The 16,100-nt window shown below is 63.8% G+C and carries 14 protein-coding genes; 10 read left to right on the top strand and 4 right to left on the bottom strand.

Going from position 1 to position 16,100, the window contains the following annotated elements; genetic code table 11:
* From tolA to ACNA1V_RS14690, 6 genes are all read left to right on the top strand, one after another.
* Window positions 1–910 (top strand): cell envelope integrity protein TolA (gene tolA / locus ACNA1V_RS14715; RefSeq protein WP_415834355.1); only part of this gene is annotated, 910 nt, incomplete at its 5' end.
* Between the two features lie 357 nt (window positions 911–1,267).
* Window positions 1,268–2,533 (top strand): Tol-Pal system beta propeller repeat protein TolB, encoded by a 1,266-nt coding sequence (tolB, locus tag ACNA1V_RS14710; RefSeq protein WP_415834358.1) that lies wholly within the window; start codon window positions 1,268–1,270, stop codon window positions 2,531–2,533.
* Window positions 2,534–2,692: 159 nt separating this feature from the next.
* A complete protein-coding gene (gene pal, locus ACNA1V_RS14705) occupies window positions 2,693–3,217 on the top strand; it encodes a peptidoglycan-associated lipoprotein Pal (protein WP_415834354.1) in 525 nt (174 codons plus the stop codon).
* Window positions 3,218–3,273: 56 nt separating this feature from the next.
* Window positions 3,274–3,963, top strand: a complete 690-nt coding sequence (gene ybgF / locus ACNA1V_RS14700) for a tol-pal system protein YbgF (protein WP_415834353.1) — start codon at window positions 3,274–3,276, stop codon at window positions 3,961–3,963.
* A gap of 4 nt (window positions 3,964–3,967) precedes the next feature.
* Window positions 3,968–4,642: a helix-turn-helix domain-containing protein gene (locus ACNA1V_RS14695; RefSeq protein WP_415834352.1), complete on the top strand. Its 675-nt coding sequence runs from the start codon at window positions 3,968–3,970 to the stop codon at window positions 4,640–4,642.
* 48 nt (window positions 4,643–4,690) lie between these two features.
* Window positions 4,691–5,368 carry a carbonic anhydrase gene (locus ACNA1V_RS14690; RefSeq protein WP_415834351.1) on the top strand — a complete coding sequence of 226 codons (678 nt, stop codon included), beginning with the start codon at window positions 4,691–4,693 and terminating at the stop codon, window positions 5,366–5,368.
* 102 nt (window positions 5,369–5,470) lie between these two features.
* On the opposite strand, the gene recQ is transcribed toward ACNA1V_RS14690, so the two are convergent.
* Window positions 5,471–7,297, bottom strand: coding sequence for a DNA helicase RecQ (recQ, locus tag ACNA1V_RS14685; protein WP_415834350.1), 1,827 nt, complete (start codon window positions 7,295–7,297; stop codon window positions 5,471–5,473).
* A 144-nt stretch (window positions 7,298–7,441) separates the two neighbouring features.
* Window positions 7,442–8,587: a fimbria/pilus outer membrane usher protein gene (locus tag ACNA1V_RS14680; RefSeq protein WP_415834349.1), complete on the bottom strand. Its 1,146-nt coding sequence runs from the start codon at window positions 8,585–8,587 to the stop codon at window positions 7,442–7,444.
* A gap of 124 nt (window positions 8,588–8,711) precedes the next feature.
* On the opposite strand from ACNA1V_RS14680, the gene ACNA1V_RS14675 reads away from it, so the two are divergent.
* Window positions 8,712–9,410, top strand: coding sequence for a response regulator (locus ACNA1V_RS14675; protein WP_415834348.1), 699 nt, complete (start codon window positions 8,712–8,714; stop codon window positions 9,408–9,410).
* An 8-nt stretch (window positions 9,411–9,418) separates the two neighbouring features.
* On the top strand, window positions 9,419–10,834 hold the full coding sequence (locus tag ACNA1V_RS14670; RefSeq protein WP_415834347.1) for an ATP-binding protein: 1,416 nt from the start codon (window positions 9,419–9,421) through the stop codon (window positions 10,832–10,834).
* Here ACNA1V_RS14670 and ACNA1V_RS14665 read toward each other — a convergent pair.
* Entirely contained in the window at window positions 10,776–11,807 is a 1,032-nt protein-coding gene (locus ACNA1V_RS14665) for a cytochrome d ubiquinol oxidase subunit II (RefSeq protein WP_415834346.1), read from the bottom strand. The two genes, ACNA1V_RS14670 and ACNA1V_RS14665, sit on opposite strands and share 59 nt — an antisense overlap.
* Window positions 11,804–13,147: a cytochrome ubiquinol oxidase subunit I gene (locus ACNA1V_RS14660; protein ID WP_415834345.1), complete on the bottom strand. Its 1,344-nt coding sequence runs from the start codon at window positions 13,145–13,147 to the stop codon at window positions 11,804–11,806. Before ACNA1V_RS14660 ends, ACNA1V_RS14665 begins: the two co-directional genes overlap by 4 nt.
* Window positions 13,148–13,450: 303 nt before the next feature.
* Here ACNA1V_RS14660 and ACNA1V_RS14655 point away from each other — a divergent pair, with 303 nt between their 5' ends.
* Together ACNA1V_RS14655 and minC are read left to right on the top strand one after the other, a co-directional pair.
* Entirely contained in the window at window positions 13,451–15,217 is a 1,767-nt protein-coding gene (locus ACNA1V_RS14655; RefSeq protein WP_415834344.1) for a glutamine--tRNA ligase/YqeY domain fusion protein, read from the top strand.
* Window positions 15,214–16,020 (top strand): septum site-determining protein MinC, encoded by an 807-nt coding sequence (gene minC / locus ACNA1V_RS14650; RefSeq protein WP_415834343.1) that lies wholly within the window; start codon window positions 15,214–15,216, stop codon window positions 16,018–16,020. Before ACNA1V_RS14655 ends, minC begins: the two co-directional genes overlap by 4 nt.
* Window positions 16,021–16,100 lie beyond the last annotated feature (80 nt).

The raw sequence follows: 16,100 nt of genomic DNA, 5'->3' as shown, positions 1-16,100 counted from the left end.
TCCGCCGCCCCCTCCTCCGCCGCCCAAACCGCCGGAAGAGCAGGTGCCAGACCCGGAAATCGCCCTTGAGGAAAAACGCAAGGCCGAGGAAGCACGCAAAGCCGAAGAGGCTCGCCGTGCGGAAGCCGCACGCAAGGCAGAGGAAGCGCGCAAGGAAGAAGAAGCACGCAAGGCCGAAGAAACCCGCCGGGCGCAGGAAGCCCGCCGAGCGGAAGAGGCGCGGCGTGCCGAAGAAACGCGCAAGGCGGAAGAAGCCCGCCGTGCGGAGGAAGCCAAAAAGGCCGAGGACGCCCGTAAGGCCGAGGAAGCCCGCAAGGCAGAAGAAGCGCGGCGCGCGGCCGAAGCCCGCCGTGCCGAGGAAGCCAGACGCGCTGAAGAGGCTCGCAAGGCGGAAGAAGCCAAAAAAGCTGAAGACGCCAGGAAAGCCGAAGAAGCCCGTCGCGCGGAACAGGCTCGCCGCGCCGAAGAGGCCCGCAAAGCGGAAGAAGCACGCAAGGCCGAGGCGGCACGCAAGGCAGCCGAAGCCAAGGCGGAACGTGATCGCCAGCTGCGCGACGCCATGCGTGGCGACGTCCTGGGCGCTGCCGGCCTGCCCGGCGGCACGGCCAACCGCAATCAGGCCGGCGGCGGCGATGACAGCGGCTATGCCGCCCAGGTGCGTGCCTGCATCAAGGCCGGCGTGTCGTTCCATCCGACAGCAGAACAACTGCGCGGTGGCAACCCGGCTGCCGAATTCGTTGTGCAGTTGAACCAGAGCGGCCAGGTTCTCAATGTCGGCCTGCGGCGTTCCTCAGGCATTCCGACCTTCGACCGGGCCGTGGAAACCGGCATCCGCCGTTGCAGCTTCCCACGACCGCCTTCCGGCAAGTATCCGGAACGGATCGACGTCATTTATCGTCCGAACGATTGATGGCAACCCGGCATGCCCTGACCCGCTCCGTCCCGTTGCCTGCTCCGGCAGCGCAGCCTCTTGCCGAGGCTGCGCTGCCAGTGATACCGAAGCAAGCAATCGTGACAGCGGCGTCACACATGCCGAACCCGACACACGGTATCCTGTCTAACCGGCAGGGCACCGTCCGCGACAGACCCGGAACTTGCCGTGGCCGCCATGCAAACATGGCAGGTTTTCCGCCAACCACCGGCAAATACCCTGCAACGATAGATGTAAGCTATCGTCTATACGATTGAAGATCAGGAGCACATCAACATGACTTTCCCGCCTCTCATACTGGCCTACCGAAACCAGCAGAATCTGCTGGCAAGCTGGATGCAAGGTCTGCTCGGCCTGCTGGTACTGGCTGCCATGTTCCTGGCCCTGCCGGCCGCCCATGCCCAGTTGCGCGTCGATATTTCCGGTACCGGCGCACAGCAGTACCCCATCGCCATTGCCGATTTCAGCGATGATCCGGCCGGCCGTGAAATCTCCCAGGTCATCCGTGCCGACCTGTCCCGCACCGGCCAATTCCGCCTGATCTCCACGGGTGCGGCACAACCGCGTTCGGGCGATGAAATCAACTTCGCCGAATGGCGCGACCGTGGCGCCGATACCCTGGCCTACGGCACCGTGACACAAGTCGGTGGCCGCTATGAGGTTCGCTACCATCTGGTCGATACCGTTCTGGCCTCCCAGCTGGACGCGGCGGTCTTTTCCGGCACGGCGCCGGAGCTGCGCCGCATCGCCCACCAGATCGCGGATCGCATCTATGAAAAGATCACCGGCGTGCGCGGCGTTTTCTCCACCCGCCTGGCCTATGTACTGAAACAGGGCAATACCTACGAGCTCCAGATTGCCGATGCCGATGGCCAAAACCCGCGCGTCGCGCTGCGTTCGCGTGAACCCATCATTTCACCGACCTGGTCGCCCGACGGCAAGAAGCTGGCCTATGTCAGCTTCGAATCCGGCAAACCCGTCGTCTATTCCCACACCCTGGCCACCCGCGAACGCCATGCCGTCGCCAACTACAAGGGCAGCAACTCCGCCCCAGCCTGGTCGCCCGACGGCAACCAGCTGGCAGTCGTGCTGACGCGTGACGGCCTGTCGCAGGTTTACGTCGTGAATGCGGACGGCTCCAACCTGCGCCGCGTCACACGCTCGCCGCTGATTGATACGGAACCTGTGTTCGCCCCGGATGGTCAAAGCATTTACTTCACCAGCGACCGGGCCGGCAGCCCCCAGATTTACCAGGTAAATTTGGATGGGAGCAACACTCGTCGTGTCACATTCAACGGAAATTACAACATTTCTCCGAGGGTTTCCCCCGACGGACGGCGCTTGCTGTACATTTCGAGGCGCGAAGGCGGTTTCCGGGTCGCTATGCTTGACTTGGCCACGGGAACGGAAACGCTGCTGACCAACGGCAGCGACGACCAGTCCCCCAGCTTCTCCCCCAACGGCCAGCAAGTGTTGTACGCTGCCGTAAATGGTGGTCGCGGGGTACTGTCGGCCGTATCCAGCGATGGCCGCGTCCGCCAGACGCTCTCCGTATTGAACGGAGAAGTCCGCGAGCCAACCTGGGGACCGTTTCCGCAGTAATTAATGACTACTGGCCATGGCTAACATGCCAATGGAATCAGCCTGCCTGAGCCGCTGCACCTTGATGGCCCTCCCGCCGTGCAGCACCAGGGCAGGCAAGTTTATTGGCACCATGCTTACAAACGTGTGTATCTCCCCTATCTGATTTAAGGAAATATCATGAGATCGCGCTTCGTCAAATTCTCCTCTTTGCTGGCACTGAGTGCAGCGCTTGCAGCCTGCAGCAGCGTGCCGCTCGATGACTCCGCTACCAGCGCCGGTCAAGGTTCGAACGGTTCCTCCACGGGTGCCATCGGTGGCGGCAGCGCCTCCGGCCAAATCCTCGATCCGTTCAACCCGCAAAGCGTGCTCGCCCAGCAACGCTCGGTGTTCTTCGATTTCGACAGCTATGCCGTGCCCGAGCAATACCGTGAATTGATCGAAACGCACGCCGGCTACCTGCGCGCCAACGGCAACCAGCAAGTCGTGCTGGAAGGCAATACCGACGCCCGTGGCGGCGCCGAGTACAACCTGGCCCTGGGTCAGCGCCGCGCCGAAGCCGTGCGCCGCATGATGACTCTGCTGGGCGTCAATGACGCACAGATCGAAACCATCAGCTTCGGCAAGGAAAAACCGCGCAGCACCGGCAATACCGAAGCCGACTACGCTGAAAACCGCCGCGTCGATATCCAGTATCGCCGCTAAGCCCTACGGCGCGCCCTCGGGCGCGCCTTTCCTTCAGATCCAGGAGCATCGTGATCATGACCGTATCGACTTCATCCCTGCGCAAGCGCCTGTTGTCAGCCTGCATTCTGGCGACAATGGCAGCACCGCTGACGGCCCATGCCTTTGCGGATGACGATGCGCGACGCGCCATCCTGGAACTGCGCCAGCAATTGCGCCAGCTGACCGAACAGAACCAGCGCGCGCAATTGCAACTGGCTGATCAGATTGACTCCCTGCAACTGGAAGTCATGCGTTTGCGCGATCAGGTCGAACACGCTTCGCGCTCGGCCCAGCAAGCCATGGAACAAAGCGCGCCCAAGCCTGCCCAGAATACCGAGGACAGTGCCGCCGATCCTCAAGAGCAGGCCGCCTATGAGGGCGCGATCAATCTGTTCCGCAACGGCCAGTACGATGAAGCCTCCGAAGCGCTGAACGCATTTGTCGTGCTGTACCCTGCCAGCACGCTGGCGCCCAGCGCCAGGTTCTATCAGGGCAGCAGCCGCTATGCACAGAAGGATTACAAGGGAGCGGTGACATTGCTCGAAGAGATGGTCAACAACTTCCCGAGCAGCCAGCGCGCGCCGGATGCGCTGCTGGTCATTGCCGGCAGCAAAGTTGAACTGAACGATCGCGCCGGCGCCAAGACGGCACTGCAGCGCATCGTCAAAGACTACCCCTCGACGCCAGCGGCAGAAACCGCCGCCAAGCGCCTGCAACTGCTCTGATACCTTGCCAGCCTCAAGAGATACATCGTCTGATGCCCGGCATGCCGCTGCGGCGGCCAGCACCGACCGGCACCTGGACGCTCCCGCTGCAGCGGGCTCCCATCGTGAAGACCCGCGCTATACCCTCATAGACCTGCCGTTCCGGCTGCGTACCTTGCGCCGCCAGCACCAGCTGTCGCTGGCTGCGCTGGCGCTGCGCACCAACCTGACCCGCAGCTACCTTTCCAAACTGGAACGCGGCCTCAGCAACCCTTCCGACACCACGATCCAGCTGCTCGCGCACGCCTACGGCCTGACGCGAGACCAGCTGCTGGGCTCCGGCCCGGAAGGCCTGGACGAAATCGTGAGCGTCGTGCGTGTGGCCGACCGCCAGCCCATGATACGCACGGGCAGCTCGCTGGGGTACCACTATCAGGCGCTGGCCGGCAAACGCCGTATCCGCTCGATGCAACCCGTCGTGGTCATCCCGCCGCGCGAGTTTCCGGATCGCCAGGCGGCCCAACCGCATGAAGGCGAAGAGTTCATGCTGGTCATCCATGGCGCGGTCGAACTCATGGTGGGTTCGCGCGTGTGGCGCCTGGAAAGCGGCGATGCCGTCTATTTCGACGCCACCCTGCCGCACCGCATGCGTACGGTCAGCCGTCAGGATGCAGAAGTCCTCGTCGTCGGCTCGCGCTGACGACGGCCGCGTTTTACAATGGCATGGCTTTCACACACGATACTTTCCATGCGAAATTTCCCCAAACGCCTCACTGAAGGCTATCGCTCGTTCCTCTCCGGCCGCTTTCCGAGTGAACGAAAACGCTACAAGAACCTCGCAGAAAAAGGCCAGCACCCGGAAATCCTGGTGATTGGTTGCTGTGATTCCCGGGTCTCTCCGGAAGTGATTTTTGATGCCGGCCCCGGCGAACTGTTCGTCGTCCGCAACGTCGCCAATCTGGTCCCCCCCTACGAACCTGATTCCGAGTCCTACCACGGCACCAGCGCTGCCATCGAATTCGCGGTGGAAGGGCTGGAGGTCAAGCACATTGTCGTGTTGGGCCACGCTTCCTGCGGCGGCATCGCGTCTTTCTACGATAATGCCCAGCCGCTGACGGCAGGCAACTTCATCGGCAAGTGGATGTCCCAGATTGCTACGACGGCCGAGCGCCTGGGAACGCTGCCGGCAGAACGTCCGGATGCGCTGCGCAAGCTGGAACTGGCCGTCATCGAGCACAGCCTGAAAAACCTGATGACGTTTCCGTCGATCCGCAAACGGGTAGAGGCTGGCACGCTCAAGCTGCATGGCACCTATTTTGGCGTGGCAACTGGCCTGCTGTTCCTGCGCGACGCGGAAAGCGGCGGTTTTCTGCCGGTGCTGGAAGACGAAGCCATCGCTGCCCTGCAACAACAGGCAGACGACTGAACGCCCACCCTGCGCCTCTCGCGCAGGGCCTGTACACCCGGCCGGGCAGGATCACTCTGCCCATGCCCTGCGCCCAGGGCGCTCCCGCCTCTGCGGGCCTGCCTACAGCACGGGTTGCAGCACCCGTTGCAGAATTTCCTCGCCGTAGGCTTCCAGCTTACGGCTACCCACGCCGCTGATCTGCCCCAAGTCTTCCAGGGAATCGGGCGCCTGCAAAGCGATCTCGCGCAGCGTGGCGTCATGGAAAATCACATAGGCCGGTACGCCATGATGGCGAGCGATCTCGGCTCGCCAGGCGCGCAAGGCCTCAAATATCTTGAGCGCTTCCGGCGGCAAATCCAGCAATGCCGGGCGTGCCTTGCTACCGGCACGCGAGGCACGGGGCGCTTTTTCGCTTTCGCGCCGCAACATCAGCTGGCGCTCGCCCTTGAGCACGGCCCGGCTGGCATCCGTCAGGGCCAGCGTGCCATACCCTTCGGCATCGGTCATGACCAGGCCCTGCGCCAACAACTGACGCAGCACACTGCGCCAGGCCTTGTCCGACATATCGGCACCGACACCGAAAACACTCAGGGTATCGTGCTGCTGCTGTGTGATTTTCTCGCTGCGCTTGCCGCGCAGAATGTCAATGATATGTCCGGCGCCATAACGCTGGCCGCGCTCGCGCCAGAGCCGGTAAATCGTGGAGAGCAATTTCTGCGCGGCCACGGTGCCATCCCAGGATTCGGGCGGCTCCAGGCAGGTATCGCAATTGCCGCAAGGCCCGATGAGCTGGCCGAAATAGGCCAGCAACTGCTGGCGCCGGCAGGAAACGGTTTCGCACAGCGACAACATGGCATCCAGGTTGGCCCCCTGGCGCCGCTTGAAGGTTTCATCACCAGGGGATTCTTCCAGCATGCGACGCTGCTGCACGACATCCTGCAAACCATAGGCCAGCCAAGCCGAGGCCGGCATGCCGTCGCGCCCGGCCCTGCCGGTTTCCTGGTAGTAGCCCTCAATGGACTTGGGCAGGTCGATGTGCGCAACGAAACGCACATCGGGCTTGTCGATACCCATGCCAAAAGCAATCGTCGCCACCATGACCAAGCCGTCCTCGCGCAAAAAGCGCGACTGGTTTTCCGCTCGCACGGACTGGCTCAGCCCGGCGTGATACGGCAAGGCTTGCACGCCCTGACGGCAAAGAAAATCAGCGGTTTCCTCAACCCGTGCACGCGAAAGGCAATAGACGATACCCGCCTCGCCTTCATGCTCGGCGCGAATCATGGCCAGCAACTGACGGCGGACATCGTCTTTTTCAACAATGCGGTAACGGATATTCGGGCGGTCGAAACTGGAGACAAAATGCCGCGCTTCGGTCAGCGCCAGGCGCTGGGCGATCTCGCGACGGGTTTCTTCGGTTGCCGTGGCCGTCAGGGCAATGCGCGGCACCTGCGGCCAGCGCTCCTGCAGCATGGACAAACCCAGATACTCGGGACGGAAATCATGCCCCCACTGGCTGACGCAATGCGCCTCGTCGATGGCAAACAGTGCAATCCGGCCACGAGACAAGAGATCCAGGCAACGGTCGGTCAGCAGGCGTTCCGGCGCCACATACAGCAAGTCCAGTTCGCCAGCCAGGAAACGCTGCTCGACCGCCCGGGCTTCGCGCCAATCCTGCGACGAATTCAGATACGCCGCACTGACACCCAGTTCGGTCAAGGCATCAACCTGATCCTGCATCAAGGCAATCAAGGGAGACACGACGATGCCCGTTCCCTCGCGCACCAGCGCGGGGATCTGATAGCACATGGACTTGCCGCCCCCGGTGGGCATCAGGACCAGCGCATCGCCGCCATCAATCACATGTTCGACGATATCCTGCTGCTCGCCGCGGAATGACTCGTAGCCAAAGACCCGCCGCAGGATTTCCAGGGCTTCAGACTTCGGCATGATGAGAATGCGCCAGGCCTGGCGCAGGATTCGAATTAGACATGAAAGCATTTTACCTGCCGGATCGTACCTCAATCCGGCAGCGTGTCTTTCCTGCGCCGCATCCCGGCCAGGGAAACCGGCGCGGGAGGCGCCTGAGGCGCATCAGTCGCCCAGCAGATTGACCGGCAGGCTGAGATTCAGGCGCATCCCGTAATCGCCGGAGACGATGTCCCGATCCGCCTCCCACTTGAGCTGCACATTGCGCCGCAACGCCAGGCTATGGGCAATTCCCATGCGCTGCACCGTGGTATTGCCGTAACGTACATCGGAATAGGTGCCGCTGATCGTTCCCCAATTTGCCAACGGCACGCCGGTTTCCAGGGTTCCTTGCATGCGGGGTTGCGCCAGCGGGCCTGAGGCATAGCGGCTCAGGTCGCTATAACCGCTCATGGCGTATTCGGCGCGATAACCGACCTCCAGCCAGTCATAGACATTCACGACATAGCCCAGGTTGTAGCGTGAACCCTCGACGCGCTCATACCGGCTATGCGCCGCACCGGCCCGCAAACGTCCCCACTCACCCAGCGAATAGACCCCTCCCAGGCCGACGTTGCGCATTTTTGCCGCCGTTTGCACCTGGCCCTCCAGCGTCAGGTCGTTCTGCCAACCGTAGCGAACGGCCGTCTGTCCCGCTGAGACGCCATATTCCACTGCGCCGGAGCCGGCATTCCAGGCGGAATAATCCAACCACCCCAGCGCTGAGGAATACCCGACGGCGCCCGGCGCCAGCACCCCATCCATCCGGCCGCTCTGCAAGCGCACGCCGGCGATCGGCGCACTACCTGACAATTTCAGGCCGCTCCCCGGCAAGGCGCCGAAAGCCAGATCCGGCCCTTCGGCGCCCCGGTACACCCAGCGCGCCATGCCATCCGTACTCAGGCCCAGGCGCCCTTCCAGGGTGGCATTGCGCGCATCGCGCGCAGGCTCCGTCCGTGCGTCGGCGGTGCCCTGCGGGCGCAGCACCGGCTGCCAGTTCAATCCATAGACATCCAAGGCGCCCGCCCCGCCCTGGCCGGCCATGCCTACCTCCTCAGGCGTCATGGCCTGGGGCGCCACGGGTTCCGGCACGGCATACAACCTGACCGGCGACAGGCGTTCCAGGCCGCTGGCATCTTCCCAGGCGGCCAGCACCGTCAGCGGCAACACCAACAGCAGCGCGCCACCAGCGCGTATGCCCTGGCGCCGTATCCTGCCCTGCCAGCCTGCGTTCCCGAGCCTGCCGCCCCCGCCAGGCAGGCCATTTTTCATGCCTGGCCCCGGTGCACCCCGGCTTGACGCCGGAATGCGGAACATTTCAAAGCGTTTCCACATCTTGATCACCACGCCTGCGCAAGCGACACTGCTTGCATCCTAGATTTCTTCCCTGTACGCCATGGACAAACTTCCCAGCAAACTGCTGGTCGTCGATGACGACCCTGCCCTGCGGCAGCTCCTCGCCGAATACCTCAACCGCCATGGCTATGACACCCTGCTGGCGCCGGATGCCACCGACCTGCCGGCACGCATTGCACGCTACTCGCCAGACCTGATCGTGCTGGATCGCATGCTGCCGGGCGGCGATGGCGCCCTGGCCTGCCGCCAGTTGCGCGAACAAGGGGAAGACATTCCCATTATCCTCCTGACCGCCCGCGACGAGACACAGGATCGCATCAGCGGCCTGGAAGCCGGTGCCGACGATTACCTGGGCAAGCCTTTCGACCCTCGGGAACTGCTGGCCCGCATCGAAGCCGTGCTGCGCCGCAAGGTCGGGCCGTCGGCGCTGAACCGCACCAACCCGGTCAATTTCGGGCCATTCACCTATGACCCGATCCGACGCCAACTGTTCCGCGCCGGCGAGCCCATGCACCTGACCGGTGGTGAAATCAACCTGCTGGAAGCCTTCGTCAACAACCCTGGCAAGCCGCTGAGCCGTGAAAAACTGCTGGCACTGGCACGCGATGATGATGGCGAGCGCAACGACCGCGCCATCGACATCGCCATTCTGCGCCTGCGGCGTGTCCTGGAAGAAGACCCCAAGCAACCGCGCTGGATCCAGACCGTCTGGGGCATCGGCTACCGCTTCGCCCCCTGAATCCCGCAATGAGCCTGCTGCGCCGCCTTGCCTGCCGCTATCTGGTTCCCCGCTCGCTGCGCGCGCGGGTGGCCTTTCTGGTGCTAGGTGCTGTGTTGTTTTCCCATACAGTGACCATGCTCATGATCGACCGCTACCAGGAGCGCTACGTCGATCCCGTCAAATACGATCTGATCATCACCGCGCTGCATACCCTGCAGGCGGCCGTGGCCCATATCGAACCCGATGAGCGCGCCGACTTCGTGCGCCGCGCCTCACACGGCCAGTGGTATCTCTGGAATCGCCAATTGCCGGCCGATGTCAAGCTGCACCCTCATTCGGGCATGTCCAGCTCGCTCTCGCGTACGGTCAATGCGTCGCCGCAGTTGCAGGCCTTCGTCGAACGGGTCAATGCCAGCCTGGGCGACGGCACCCTGGTTGCTGCCAGCCAAGGGCAGGCGGCACGGCTCTATATTTCCCTGTCCCACCCTCAGGAAAAATCAAGTACCGAATGGCTGGTCGTACCGCTGGATCGGCTGGATCCGCCCCTGGCGGCGCATATCATCGTCATCTGGCTGCTGACTCTCAGCGGGGTTCTGATGCTCGCCGGCTGGTTCTCCTGGCATATCTCCCGCCCCATGACCCGACTGGCCGAAGCGGCCGACCAGCTGGCGGCCGGCAAGCCCAGCCGCGTCCAGCCCTCGGGCCCGGACGAAACCCGGCTGCTGGGCGAACGCTTCAATGCCATGCTGGATGCGCTGGCCGAATCCGATGCCGTCCGCCGCACCCTGCTGGCCGGCCTGCCGCATGACCTGAAAGGGCCGCTCTCGCGCATGTGGCTGCGCATTGAAATGTCCAGCGACCCCACCTTCTGCGAAGGCATGCGCAAAGACCTGCAGGATATGCAGCACATGATCGGCCAGTTCCTGGATTTCGTCCGGGGCAGCGACCCGGCCGCCTACCGCCCCACGACGCTGGAAATCCGCGCCTGGTTGCAGGAGTATGTCAAGCTCTGGCATAACAGCGGCCTGGATATCACCCTGCACGACAAACTTGCCCGCCCCGTCCCGCTACGCCTGGACGACGGCGCCCTGCGCCGCCTGCTGGACAATCTGGTCAGCAATGCCATGCACCATGGGCAGCCGCCCATCCGCATTACGCTGGAAACCGATACCCAGCACGCGCACATCATCCTGGACGATCATGGTCCTGGCATCCCCGTGGAGCGTCGCCACGAAGCGCTGCGCCCCTTCCTGCGGCTGGACGATGCGCGCACCCGCACCGGCAACGTCGGGCTGGGCCTGGCGCTGGCCGACACCATCGCACGTGCCCATCATGGTGTGCTGCAACTGGATGATGCGCCCGGCGGCGGCCTGCGGGTACGCGTCAGTATTCCCCTGTCTCTGACGGACGAGCAAACAGGCTCCGATAGTTCATCAGACTGACCACCAGCAATACCGGCACCGCCACGACCGCAGCCGCCAGCGCCAGGCGCTGTGAGCTGGGGTCGGCGGAACCGTCCCAGATCGTCACTTCGTCGAGGATCAGGTAGGGGAACAGGCTGAATGCCACGCCTATCAGCATCAGCAGCAACAAGAGCAGCGTCAGCACACACGGCAGCCAGCTGCGCAGCCGCCCCCGGCGGCGCGTCAGCGAAAAATCCAAAGCGATCATGCAAAGCAGCATCGCCCCCCAGAATGCCAGCGCGGCACGCCAATCGCCACCATTGCTCCAGCGGTGCAAGACACCGCCATTGAGCAGGCCCAGCGTCATGGCCACCGCCAGCATGCCGGTCGCACTCCAGGGGATCATGCGCCGGGCCCAGTTCACGGCGCGTTCCTGCAGCCCGCCCTGCAAGCGGGCGGACAACCAGCTGGCCGCCAGCACGATATATGTCGCCAGCGCGCACAAACCGCACATCAAATCAAACAAGAGATAGGTCACGCCCCCTTGGTAGCCGGTGGCAATACGCCCCATCACCCAACCGTGGCCCAGGGCCGTCAGCACGGCGCCGACCCAGAACCCGTGCAACCAGCGCGCACGATCAGCCGGCCGGGCGCGGTAGCGGAACTCGAAACACACCGAACGCAGGATGCCGCCCAGCAACACCAGCGTCAGGGGCGCGTACAGCCTGCCCATGACCTGCCCCCAGGCGGCTGGAAATGCGCTGGCGAACAGGCCGGCGGCCAGCAGCAGCCAGGCGCCATTGGCATCACGCCAGGCCCCCAGGTGCGCCCAAAGACGTTGCCGGGCCTCCGGCGGCGCCAGCGGCAGCAACACCCCCACGCCCAGATCGAACCCGTCCAGGATGGCGCCGGCGATCAATAGCACCCACAACACGGCCAAACAGGCCAGCGGCAGCCAGAATGCGGGATCCTGAACCTGCATGCCCAATGAATTGGCCAGCCCCATGATCATCGCAGCGTCTCCCCTGCCCGGCGCACCGGTACCACGCCATGCCGTGCCGCCTGGAACAGCATCCGCGCAAATCCCCAGACCCCGAGCCCCAGCACCACGACATAGGCCGCCAGGCTGGCCCACAAACCGGCCACCGGCAGGCTGTTGCCCACTTCAGCAAAAGTAATGGTGCCAGAGACGAAGTACGGAACCCGCCCCATTTCCCCTAGCCACAGCGATACGGCCAGCATCAGCAAGCCGGCAAATGTCAGGCTGGCGAGCAGGCGGCGCCACGCCGTCGGCCAGGCCGACATGCGCTGCCAGCCGCGCCGTTGCGCATGCCAGAGCGCGCCCAGCAGTGCCAGGACGATCACCAGCGCCAGCACGGCCAGCAAACGCGCCGTCAAGAAGACGGCCGCCACCGGCGGCAGCATGCCGGAAGCCTGATCCAGACCGGCCCAGGCCCCTTCCAGCTGATGCGCGAGCCAGGGCCATTCGAACAGACCCAGGCGCCATTCTGCCAAATTGACCTGGGCCGCCTGATCCGGCCAGGCGAAAAGCACCAGAGAAGCATCCTGACCGCTTTCCCAGAGCCCGGCCAACGCCGCCAGTTGCACCGGCTGCCAGGCCGCCAGCATGGGCACCTGCGCCAGCAAGGCGCCACCCCAGGCCAGCAGGCTGGCCAAGGCCAGCCAAAGCCCCAGGCGAAATACCCGCGTTTCACTGTCCGACAGTTCCCGCCGCAACGATTGCCAGGCCGATATGCCCGTCATCAGGCAGGCGACGGCAAGAAACCCTCCCGCCAGCACGCGCAACAGCATCCAGGGCGCCAGGCCATCGAACAGCAGCCCGCGCCAGTCATTCACATAATATTGGCCATTGAACCAGGTGGAGCCCACCGGCGCATGCGTCCAGCCCAGCAGCACCAATTCCCAGAACAGGGTCAGCGTCAGGCCTGCCGCCGTCATGAAAACGCTGAGCGCATGCACCCGGGGCGATACGCGCATCTGGCCAAACAGCATGACGCCCAGAAAACAGGTCTTGAACAGGAAAACCGTCAGCACAATGGCTGCCAGCAAAGGCCCGGCGACGTTACCGACGCGCTCCCCCAGGCCCGGCCACAGGCTGCCCGCCTGAAACAGCACGGGCAGGCCGGAGGCAAATGCCAGCACCCAGGCCAGCGCAAAGAACCGCACCCAGAAACGATATGCAGGCAGCCAGGCCACCGCGCTGCGGGCACGCCACTTCATGCCGCACAGCAGCCATGCCAGCGCTGCCGCCAGCGCCAGGAAGGCCTGGTGAAAGCCCAGTCCGCCAAGGAACTGGACCTGGGCCAGCGCCAGGGCAGTGAAATCCGTCATGGGTGAAAGTCCGATCCCTCAACATTACAACGGGCCTGAATGTACAACAGCCATAGGGCCAGTTGCGCCGCTTTGTCGCTTTGTCGTATTGTCAGGCCTGACCGCTGCGGCCCATCCGGCCGCGGCGACTGTGTGTCGCCAGTATGGCGCCCCTCCCCGCCTTGCCCGCTGCAGACAGACAGTGCTCCAGCCTCATGCGATATTGTTGCTGGAAAACCGACAATTTCGCGAGAATAACAGCCTGTTCCCGCAGCCGTGGCAAAATTGATGTTTCGACTTCTTTTGCGCGATTCTCACTGCGTTATGAGCCAAGTTCCGCCGGTAGCGCCGGTTTCCAATTTTATCCGTCAAATCATCGAGTCCGACCTGGCTGCCGACCGCTTCCGCGGCAAGCTCTGGGCCGGCGCGCCCGGCCCTGCCTCCGTGCAGGCCCAGGGCCAGCAGGACCCCGCGCGCATCCGCACCCGGTTCCCGCCGGAACCCAATGGCTATCTGCATATCGGCCATGCCAAAAGCATCTGCCTGAATTTCGGCCTGGCCCGTGATTACGGCGGCGTCTGCCACCTGCGCTTCGACGATACCAATCCTGAAAAGGAAAACCAGGAATACGTCGATGCCATCAAGGATGCCGTGCGTTGGCTGGGTTTCGACTGGACGACGGCTGCGGGTGAAAGCAACCTGTATTTTGCCAGCGATTACTTCGATGATATGTACGGCTTTGCCGAAGCGTTGATCGAAGCCGGCCATGCCTATGTGGACGAACAAAGCGCCGAGGAAATCCGCGCCAATCGCGGCTCGCTGACCGAAGCGGGTACCAATTCCCCCTGGCGCGACCGCCCGGCGGCGGAATCGCTGCAACGCCTGCGCGAAATGCGCGACGGCCAGCATCCGGACGGCAGCCTGGTGCTGCGTGCCCGCATCGACATGGCATCGCCCAATATCAACCTGCGCGATCCGGTGCTGTACCGCGTGCGCCATGCCCACCATCACCGCACTGGCGACAAATGGTGCATTTATCCGATGTACACCTGGGCCCATCCGGTCGAGGACGCGCTGGAAGGCATCACGCACAGCATCTGCACGCTGGAATTCGAAGACCAGCGGCCCTTCTATGACTGGATCCTGGCGCGCCTGGCCGAGCTCGGCCAGCTGGCCGAGCCGCTGCCGCATCAGTACGAATTCGCCCGCCTGAACCTGAGCTATGTCGTGACCAGCAAGCGCAAGCTGCTCAAGCTGGTGCAGGATGGCCTGGTGGAAGGCTGGGACGACCCGCGCATGCCGACCCTGGTCGGCCTGCGCCGCCGCGGCTACACGCCTTCGGCCATCCGCCTGTTCTGCGAACGCATCGGTGTCTCGCGCGCCGACTCGCGTATCGACTACAGCCTGCTGGAGCAAGCGCTGCGTGACGACCTCGACCCCGTGGCCGAGCGCGCCGTGGCGGTACTGGATCCGATCAAGCTGATCATTACCAACTATCCCGAAGGCCAGACCGAACCGTGCAGCGCACCGCGCAACCCGCACGACCCGGCAGCAGGCCAGCGCCACTTCCCGTTCTCGCGCGAACTGTGGATAGAACGCGACGACTTCCGCGAGGAAGCGCCGAAGAAATATTTCCGCCTGTTCCCCGGCAACATGGTGCGCCTGAAATACGGCTATGTCGTGAAATGCACGGGCTTCAGCAAAGACGCCAACGGCAATATCACTGAAGTGCATGCGGAATACCTGCCTGACACCAAGAGCGGTACGCCGGGCGCCGACAGCGTCAAGGTCAAGGGCAATATCACCTGGGTCAGTGCAGCCCATGCCGTGCCGGCCGAAATCCGCCTGTACGACCGTCTCTTCTCCGACGCTTTCCCCGACGCCGGCGACAAGGAATTCCTGGACTTCCTCAACCCGGATTCGATCAAGGTCGTGCGCGGCTGGCTGGAGCCGGGCCTGCAGGCCGAGCCAGGCCAAAGCTGGCAATTCGAGCGCCTGGGCTATTTTGCTGCAGACCGCGAACTGTCCCGTACCGACGCGCCCGTGATCAATCGCATCACCACGCTGAGAGATTCGTGGGCACAAGCATGAGCGCCAAGCAACCTGATTCCGCGCTGGATTTCAAAAGCGCGACGCTGTATGCCGTCCGCCTGGTCTTGCGCGATGCCAAGCTGGAAACGCTGCAGGCCGATCTGGAAAAGCGGATGGCTGATGTCGGCGCGCTCTTCGAAAACGAGCCGGTCGTGATCGACGCCAGCGGCCTGGATACCCCGTTGGACTGGCCCGGCCTGGTCAAGTCGCTGCGCGAACATCGCTTGCCCCCCATCGGTTTCATTGCCGAAGCCGCCCAGCACGACGCCGCCCGCGCCGCCGGCCTGGTGCCGGTGGATCTGTCGCCGCTGCCGGCGGCCCGGCCCGCCAGCAGCGAAGCGGCCGACGCCGCCGCCGCGCCCGTCCCGCATCAGCAAGGAGAAGTCGTCGCCAGCCTGGCGGCGCCGGCCGACACCGGCGATACGCCAGCGGCGGCAGCGGCAACCGGCACCACGGCACTGCAAGCCTCGCGCCTGCCCGCCATGGTGCTGCGCCGGCCGCTGCGCTCCGGCCAGCGCGTCTATGCCCGCCACTCCGACCTCGTCATCATCGGAATGGTCAGCAGCGGCGCGGAAATCATCGCCGACGGCAATATCCATGTGTATGGCCCGCTGCGCGGCAAGGCCATGGCCGGCGCCCGTGGCGATACCAGCGCCCGTATCTTTGCGACGCAGCTGGATCCGGAACTGATCGCCATTGCCGGCATTTACCGCGTGGTCGAAGAAAAACTGCCCAGCGATGTCCACAACAAACCCGCCAGCGTCAGCCTGGATGATGAAACCCTGACGATTACGCCCATCTAATTCGCTGCAGTAACACCGCTTTACGCCTGAAAGCGGTGGTTTTTGTTACTTTTGCTTTACGATACAGGCTTGTACTTCCA

Origin of the sequence: Kerstersia similis (assembly GCF_965139615.1) — a bacterium.
GTDB classification, from domain to species: domain Bacteria; phylum Pseudomonadota; class Gammaproteobacteria; order Burkholderiales; family Burkholderiaceae_B; genus Kerstersia; species Kerstersia similis.
Note: the sequence above shows the minus strand (reverse complement) of the source record. Positions and strands in the feature narration are given on the sequence as shown.